The sequence below is a fragment of the Pseudoflavonifractor phocaeensis genome, from assembly GCF_016901955.1.
In the GTDB taxonomy this organism is placed as follows: Bacteria; Bacillota; Clostridia; order Oscillospirales; family Oscillospiraceae; genus Flavonifractor; species Flavonifractor phocaeensis_A.
This window is the reverse complement of the sequence record NZ_JACJLC010000008.1, coordinates 56,677-64,518: the sequence shown is the minus strand read 5'-3', so window position 1 is coordinate 64,518 and position 7,842 is coordinate 56,677. Positions and strand designations below refer to the sequence as shown.

7 protein-coding genes are annotated in these 7,842 nt (G+C 64.8%); 5 read left to right on the top strand and 2 right to left on the bottom strand.

Going from position 1 to position 7,842, the window contains the following annotated elements; genetic code table 11:
• Window positions 1-1,101: glycoside hydrolase family 3 protein (locus tag H6B51_RS03430; RefSeq protein ID WP_204882337.1), on the top strand; the 1,101-nt coding region annotated here is incomplete at its 5' end.
• Window positions 1,102-1,157: 56 nt separating this feature from the next.
• On the opposite strand, the gene H6B51_RS03425 is transcribed toward H6B51_RS03430, so the two are convergent.
• Window positions 1,158-1,736: a dipicolinate synthase subunit B gene (locus H6B51_RS03425; RefSeq protein WP_204882336.1), complete on the bottom strand. Its 579-nt coding sequence runs from the start codon at window positions 1,734-1,736 to the stop codon at window positions 1,158-1,160.
• Window positions 1,737-1,738: 2 nt separating this feature from the next.
• Window positions 1,739-2,611, bottom strand: coding sequence for a dipicolinate synthase subunit DpsA (dpsA, locus tag H6B51_RS03420; protein WP_204882335.1), 873 nt, complete (start codon window positions 2,609-2,611; stop codon window positions 1,739-1,741).
• 135 nt (window positions 2,612-2,746) lie between these two features.
• On the opposite strand from dpsA, the gene H6B51_RS03415 reads away from it, so the two are divergent.
• The 4 genes from H6B51_RS03415 to H6B51_RS03400 all read left to right on the top strand — a co-directional run bounded on the left by H6B51_RS03415 (window position 2,747) and on the right by H6B51_RS03400 (window position 7,737).
• On the top strand, window positions 2,747-4,102 hold the full coding sequence (locus tag H6B51_RS03415; protein ID WP_335342097.1) for an MATE family efflux transporter: 1,356 nt from the start codon (window positions 2,747-2,749) through the stop codon (window positions 4,100-4,102).
• 321 nt (window positions 4,103-4,423) lie between these two features.
• Window positions 4,424-5,443: a 3-deoxy-7-phosphoheptulonate synthase gene (gene aroF, locus H6B51_RS03410; RefSeq protein WP_204882334.1), complete on the top strand. Its 1,020-nt coding sequence runs from the start codon at window positions 4,424-4,426 to the stop codon at window positions 5,441-5,443.
• Window positions 5,444-5,503: 60 nt separating this feature from the next.
• Window positions 5,504-6,568, top strand: coding sequence for a 3-dehydroquinate synthase (gene aroB / locus H6B51_RS03405; RefSeq protein WP_204882333.1), 1,065 nt, complete (start codon window positions 5,504-5,506; stop codon window positions 6,566-6,568).
• Window positions 6,565-7,737 (top strand): 3-phosphoshikimate 1-carboxyvinyltransferase, encoded by a 1,173-nt coding sequence (locus tag H6B51_RS03400; RefSeq protein WP_204882332.1) that lies wholly within the window; start codon window positions 6,565-6,567, stop codon window positions 7,735-7,737. The genes aroB and H6B51_RS03400 overlap by 4 nt, the downstream gene beginning before the upstream one ends.
• Window positions 7,738-7,842: the final 105 nt, after the last annotated feature.

The following is a 7,842-nucleotide window of genomic DNA, read 5'->3' as shown; positions in this document are numbered from 1 at the left end:
CCCACGGCGACTCCAACCCCCACCCCTACGCCCACCCCCACGGTGGAGGAGCGGACAGCGGCCCGGGCGGCGGCCATGACAGAGGAGCTGAGCCAGTATGAGAAGATCTGCCAGCTCATCATTGTGGCGCCCGAGGATATCACCGGCGTGGGCACCGCCACCCAGGCGGGGGAGGCCACCCGGGAAGGGCTGGAGAAATACCCCATTTGCGGCATCCTGTACCGGGGGCCCAACATGCTCAGCCAGAGCCAGCTCACCCAAATGCTCACCACAACCCAGAGCTACGCCAAGATCCCCCTGATCCTCACCTGTGACGAGGAGGGGGGGCGGGTCACCCGGCTGATGAGCACCGTGGGCACCACCTGGGTGGACGCCATGCTGGACTATGAGGACCAGGGCCCGGAGAAGGCCTATGAGAACGCCTACACCATTGCCTCCGACCTGAGCCGGTGCGGCTTCAATACCGACCTGGCCCCGGTGGCCGACGTGTGGACCAACCCGGAGAACACCGTCATCGGCGACCGGGCCTACAGCACCGATTTTGACACGGCGGCAGAGCTGGTGTCGGCGGCGGTGGAGGGCTTCCACGCCGGCGGCGTGGGGTCGGTGCTCAAGCACTTCCCTGGCCACGGCGGCACCTCCACTGACTCCCACTATGGGGCCGCTTACCTCTACCGCACCCGGGAAGAGCTGTGGGAGGGGGAGCTGGTCCCCTTCCTGGCGGGCATTGAGGCGGGAGCCGACGCCGTGATGATGGGCCATATCATTGTGCCCGACCTGGACGACGTCCCCGCCCCCCTGTCCTATGAGATGGTCACCGGTCTGCTCCGGGAGGAGATGGGCTACGACGGCCTAGTCATGACCGACGCCATGCAGATGTCCGCCCTTACCAAGTATTATACCGGCGGCCAGGCGGCGGTGATGGCCATCCAGGCCGGTGTGGATGTGCTCCTGTGCCCCGGCGATCTGGACGGCACCATCGACGCCCTGACGGCTGCGGTGGACAACGGCCTCATCTCCCAGGAGCGATTGGACAAGAGCGTCCAGCGGATCCTGACCTTCAAGATCAACCGGGGGCTGATCCCCCTGGAAGAGGGCTGAACCATTTGACAGACAAGCAAAACAGGCCTGCTGCGATTGCGCAGCAGGCCCGTTTTTTAACTGCCCAGCAGCAGGGGCTGGAGCTGGCGGCCCTCCAGGGCGGCTTCGATTGCCGGCACCACCAGGGAAAACTCCCCCACCAGGGAGGTGGGCTTGCCCTGGGGATCATCCTGACGGAAGGGCACGAAGTAGACGTGCTTTTTGTCCAGCAGCTGGCCAATGTTCTTGGCGGAGGCTGCCAGACCGTCGTTGGTGGCGGGACAGATGACCACCGGCCGGCCGTTGCGCAAATGAGCCTTGGCTGCCAGGGTCACCGTGGTGTCGGTGATGCCGCCCGCCAGCTTGGCCAGGGTGTTGCCGGTGCAGGGGCAGATCACCAGCACATCCAGCAGCTTTTTGGGGCCGATGGGCTCCGCCTTCACCAGGGTGTCGATGACCCGCCTGTCGCAGATCCGTTCCATCTCCCGCATAAACTCGTGGGCGGGGCCGAAGCGGGTGTCGAAAGCGGCGGTATGCTCCGACACGATGGGGGTCACGTCCCCAAACCGGGCCTTTACCTTCTCCAGGGCGGCCATGGCCATGCTCAATGTACAAAAGGAGCCGCAAAAGGCGAATCCCACCTTAGTCGTATCCATGCTCACACTCCCATTTCATGCAATATGTTGTAAATGGTGGTCTGGATGCACTGGCCGGCTGTGACCGGGGCCACCTTGCCTGGCAGGGACAGGGCCCAGATCACCTTGACCCCCAGGCGGGCGGCGGCCTGGAAGTCCACGCCGCCGGGCTTGGAGGCCAGATCGATGACCAGACAGCCCGGCTTCAGGTCGGCCAGCTGGACCTCACCCAGCACCGGGGCGGGAACGGTATTGATCACCAGGTCATAGCCGCACAGCCAGCCCTCCAGCTGGCCGATGTGCTCCCCGGTGCATCCCCAGCTCTCCGCCCAGGCCAGGTGGGCCCATTTCCGGGCGGCCACGCTGACTCTGGCTCCCAGAGCCACCAGCCGGGGGGCCAGCGCCCGGCTGATTCGGCCGCAGCCCAGTACCAGTACCCGGGCCCGGTGGAGGGTGATGGGCAGCTCCTCCATGGCCAGCTGGATGGCGCCCTCCGCGGTGGGCACCGCGTTGGCTACCGCCAGCTCCTCCCGGGCGAAATAGTCCCGGAGGATCAGCCCCCGCGCTTCCGCCAGGGCAGTGAGGCCGGGGCCCGCCATTCCCGCGCACACCAGCTGACCGGGCCGCAGGGGGGCCAGCAGGGAGGTCAGAGGCACCGGTTCCTTCCACAGGGGGGCGTGGAGCAGCCCGCCCTCCTCCTCCGCCGGCAGAGGAAGGATGACGCAGTCCGCCAGAGCCGCTCCGGCGGGCCCGGACTCCGGCAGCACCCCGGACAGGGGCTCCCCGCAGTCCAGGGCATAGGTATGTACCGTGTGACCGTCGGCGGCCAGCAGCTCCGCCAGTTTGGCCTGGCGCAGGTCGCCTCCCGCCACCCAGATGTTCAACTCACTTCTCATGACCCGCTCCTCCGTTCTCCGTGACTGCTCCATCCTATTCCATCCGGCCCAAAGGGTGATTGCCCCGGCCTTGACAATTCGTCCGGGGGCGAGGATAATGGAGGGACATGAGTATGAGAGCGGAGATGACTTCCAGTGGACCACACCGGGCACAACCGGCTGACGGAGGGCAGCGTCCCCAAAAAAATGCTGACCTTCGCCCTGCCCATCTTTTTCAGCAACCTGTTCCAGCAGCTGTACAACGCCGTGGATTCCCTTATTGTAGGAAACTTTATCGGCCGGCCCGCCCTGGCGGCGGTGAGCTCCTCCAGCAGCATGATCATGCTGCTCATCGGGTTTATCAACGGCGTGTCCCTGGGAGCGGGAGTGCTCATCGCCCGGTACTACGGGGCGGAGGACGAGGAGCGCATGAGCCGGGCCATCCATACTACCGTGGCCCTGGGACTGTGCGCCGGGGCGGCGCTCACCGTGCTGGGGGTGGCCCTCACTCCCCAGCTGCTGCGGTGGATCGGTACCCCCACCGACGTCATCGACAGCTCCATCCTCTACTTCCGGGTGTACTTCCTGGGCTCCTCCGCCGTGGTGCTCTACAACATGGGGGCCAGCATCCTCCAGTCGGTGGGGGACAGCCGCAGCCCCATGAAGTATCTGCTGGCGGCCTCGGCGGCCAATGTGGTGCTGGACCTGCTGTTTGTGGCGGTGCTGAATCTGGGGGTGGGCAGCGCCGCCCTGGCCACCATCCTCAGCCAGTGCCTGTCCGCCTTCCTGGCCTTCCGCAAGCTCACCCGCACCGGGGAATGCTACAAGGTGACCTGGCGGCGGGTGGGGTTCCAGGGACCCGCCTTCCGGCAGATCATCACTCTGGGACTGCCCTCCGGGGTGCAGAACTCGGTGATCTCCCTGGCCAACGTCATCGTCCAGGCCAACATCAATTCCTTTGACTCGGCGGCCATGGCGGGCTGCGGGGCCTACAGCCGCATCGAGGGCTTTGCCTTTTTGCCGGTGACCTGCTTTGCCCTGGCCCTGTCCACCTTTGTCAGCCAGAACCTGGGGGCCCGGCGGTTTGACCGGGTGCGGGCGGGAATGCGGTTCGGCCTGCTGTGCAGTCCCCTGCTGGCCGAGGTCATTGGCGTCATCATTTTTACCGCTTCCCCGGTGCTGGTGGCCGCCTTCAACAGCGAGCCCGAGGTGGTGGCCTTCGGGGTGGCCTACGCCCGCACCGTATCCCTGTTTTACTGCCTGCTGTCCTTCTCCCACTGCTCCGCCGGTATCCTCCGGGGCATGGGCCGGCCTATCGTACCTATGGCCATCATGCTGTCGGTGTGGTGTGCCCTGCGCATCACCTATATCACCGTAACCGTCCGGCTCATCCCCGATATCCGGGTGGTGTACTGGGCCTACCCTCTGACCTGGTCCATCAGCTCGGTGCTCTTTGCCCTCTGCCTGTGGCGGCTGCTGCGGCATATCCCGGCGGTAGAGGCTCAGAATTGAGAGAGACCGGGCCGAAATGGCCCGGGGCTTTGTACAAAATCCCGGTTGCAATTTGAAAAACCAAGGGGTATAATGACTCCAACCTGTTTTGAGAAGTGAGGAACCGTACCATGGCACACCGCTCCCTCACAACCGCATCCTTCCTGTTTTCCTTTGGCTGGGCTCGATTTATGGGCGCCGGCTTTTTTGGCATGGGGAAATCAGAGGGATGAATGAAATGGGTGGGGCGAAGGCCCCATAGAGCCTGTTTGTATGCTGGGCGCTCATTGAGTTCATCAATGGGCGCCCTTTTCTTATTTTTTGTTTGAAAGGATGTTTGTTATGGTAGTCGTCATGAAGCCCGGTACCAGCCAGGAGAGTATCCAGCGTCTGGTGGAAAAGCTGAAGGAGCAGGGCCTGGAGATCGGCGTCACCAACGGCGTGGGCTGCACCATTCTGGGCCTGGTGGGCGATACCACCGCCGTGGATATGGACAAGATCTCCATTGATCCCAACGTGGAGCGGGTCATGCGGGTCCAGGAGCCCTATAAAAAGGCCAACCGGAAGTTCCACCCGGAGGACACGGTGGTGAGCGTAGGCAAGGCCAAGATCGGCGGCGGAAACTTTTCGGTCATTGCCGGCCCCTGTTCGGTGGAAAGCGAGGAACAGATCTGCGCCGTGGCTGAGGATGTGAAGGCCTCCGGCGCCGCCCTGCTCCGGGGAGGCGCCTTCAAGCCCCGCACCTCCCCCTATTCCTTTCAGGGCATGGGGACCGCCGGGCTGGACCTGCTGATGGAGGCCCGGGCCAAGACCGGCCTGCCCATCGTCACCGAAATCATGGACCCCCGGATGTGCGACCTCTTCGAGCGGGAGGTGGATGTGGTCCAGGTGGGGGCCCGGAACATGCAGAACTTCGAGCTGCTCAAAGAGGTGGGTAAGATGAGCAAACCCATCCTCCTGAAGCGGGGGCTGTCCAATACCTACGAGGAATGGATCATGTCCGCCGAGTATATCATGAGCGAGGGCAACGAGAACGTGATCCTGTGCGAGCGGGGGATGCGCACCTTTGAGACCTACACCCGCAACACCCTGGACGTGTCCGCTATCCCCGCCATCAAGCAGATGAGCCACCTGCCTATCATCGTGGACCCCTCCCACGCAGCCGGGATGTACTGGATGGTGGAGCCCCTGGCCCTGGCCGCTGTGGCCGCCGGCGCCGACGGCCTTATCATCGAGGTCCACAACGACCCCGCCCACGCCAAGTGCGACGGACAGCAGTCCCTCACCCCTCAGAACTTTGACGCCCTGATGCACAAGGTCACCGCTCTGGTTGACCTGGTGGGGAAGACACTGGTAAAATAAAACGAGGCGCGAAGGGCTCGCGGCTTGACGGCCCACCGCGCGGGAAAGGACGAAGCGGCTATGAAAACTCTCACCGTGTCCCTGCCGGGGCGCAGCTATGATATTCTCATCCAGCGAGGGCTGCTGGCCCGGGCAGGGGAGTGTTGCCGCAAGGCCCTCCCCAAGGCCGGGCGGCTGTTTGTGGTCACCGACGCCAACGTGGCCCCGCTGTATCTGCAAACAACGGCGGACAGCCTGGCCGCCGCCGGGTTCCAGGTGAGCAGCCACGTGATCCCGGCCGGAGAGTCTTCCAAGTGCGCCGGCCAGCTGGCCGGACTGTGGGAGGCCATGATGGCCGCCCGCCTCACCCGCACCGACGCCGTGGTGGCCCTGGGCGGCGGCGTGGTGGGGGACCTGGCGGGCTTTGCCGCCGCCACCATCCTCCGGGGGGTGGACTTTGTCCAGATCCCTACTACCCTGCTGGCCCAGGTGGACTCCTCCGTGGGAGGCAAGGTAGCCATCGACCTGGAGGCCGGGAAGAATCTGGCCGGGGCCTTCTGGCAGCCCCGGCTGGTGCTCATGGACCCGGAGGTGCTGGAAACCCTGCCCGACGCCACCTTTGCCGACGGCATGGCCGAGGTGGTGAAGTACGGCTGCATCAAGGACGGGGCCTTCTTTGCCTTCCTGGCCCAGCGTCCGGATCGAACTGCCCTGATGGGAGAAATTGAACACATTTTGTATACCTGCTGTAATATTAAACGGATGGTAGTGGAACGGGATGAGCGGGACACCGGGGAGCGGATGCTGCTCAACTTCGGCCACACCCTGGGCCACGCCTATGAGCTGGCGGGGCACTACCAGACCTGGACCCACGGCCAGGCGGTGGCCGCCGGGATGGTAAAAGCCGCCCGGCTGGGGACCTCCCTGGGGGTTACACCGGCGGGAACGGCTGAGAAGATCGCCGGTCTGCTGGAGGCCCTGGGCCTGCCCACCGCCATCCCCTGTACCGGGGCAGAGTACGCCGCTGCTGTGGGGCTGGACAAGAAGGGAACGGGGGAGCAGATCTCCCTTATCGTGTTGGAGGAGCTGGGACATGCCATCCCCTGGCGGATGGACAAGGCTGCTCTGCTGGAGGCGCTGGCATGAGGATCACCGTTACCCCTACCTTATTAAAAGGGACCATTACGCCGCCCTCCTCCAAATCCCAGGCCCACCGGCTCATCATTGCCGCCGCCCTGGGGGCGGGGGAGAGCCATATCGGGCACATTACGCACTCCCAGGACATCGACGCTACTCTCCGGTGCATGGCCGCCCTGAAAGAGCCGGGGGAGGACCTGCCCCTGCTGGATTGTGGGGAGAGCGGCTCCACCCTCCGCTTCCTTATCCCGGTGGCCCTGGCACTCCGGGGGGGCGGCCGCTTTACCGGCCGCGGGCGGCTGATGGAGCGGCCCCAGGAGCCCTATTTCGCTCTTTTCCGAGAGCGGGGGATCTCCTACCGGCAGGCGGAGGGAATGCTGACGGTGGAGGGCAGGCTGGAGCCGGGGGACTATGTCCTGCCGGGGGACGTGTCCTCCCAGTTTATCACCGGACTGCTGTACGCCCTCCCCCTGCTGCCGGGGGACAGCCGGATCTTACTGACCACCCCCCTGGAATCCCGGGGGTATGTGGACATGACTCTGGACGCCCTGGAGCAGTTCGGGGTGCGGGCGGACTACGACGGGGAGAGTACCTTCCGGGTGCCGGGAAATCAGACCTATCAGGCCCGGGACCTGACCGTCGAGGCCGACTGGTCCAACGCTGCTTTCTGGTATGCCGCCATCAGCCTGGGCTGTGATCTGGAGATCCAAGGGCTCAATGCCTTTTCCACCCAGGGGGATATGTGCATCGTGCCCTATTATATGAAATTACAGGGAGAGGGGCCGGTGGAGCTGGATGTGAGCCAGTGCCCCGACCTGGTGCCTCCTCTGGCGGCCATGGCCGCCCTGCGGCGGGGGCAGGTCACCCATATTGTCAACGCCGGACGGCTGCGCATCAAGGAGAGCGACCGGCTGGCCACCGTCACCCAGGTGCTGGGTGCCCTGGGGGGCCAGGTGGAGGAGCACCCCGACGCCCTGACCATCACTGGAAAAGACCGGCTTCCCGGCGGGGTGGAGGTGTCCGGCCACAACGACCACCGTATCGCCATGATGGCCGCCATCGCCGCCATCCGGTGCGAGGAGCCGGTGACCATTGACGGGGCGGAGTGCGTACAGAAATCCTATCCGGAGTTCTGGCGGGACTACGAGGCCCTGGGCGGGAGGATCGCCCGGGGATAACGGGGCGTCGGGGACGCCGCCCCCTGTGGAAAAGGACGTAGGGGCGGGCCTCCGGACCGCCCGACCATTGGAGGAACGATTATGCGACATATGATCTTTGGCGAA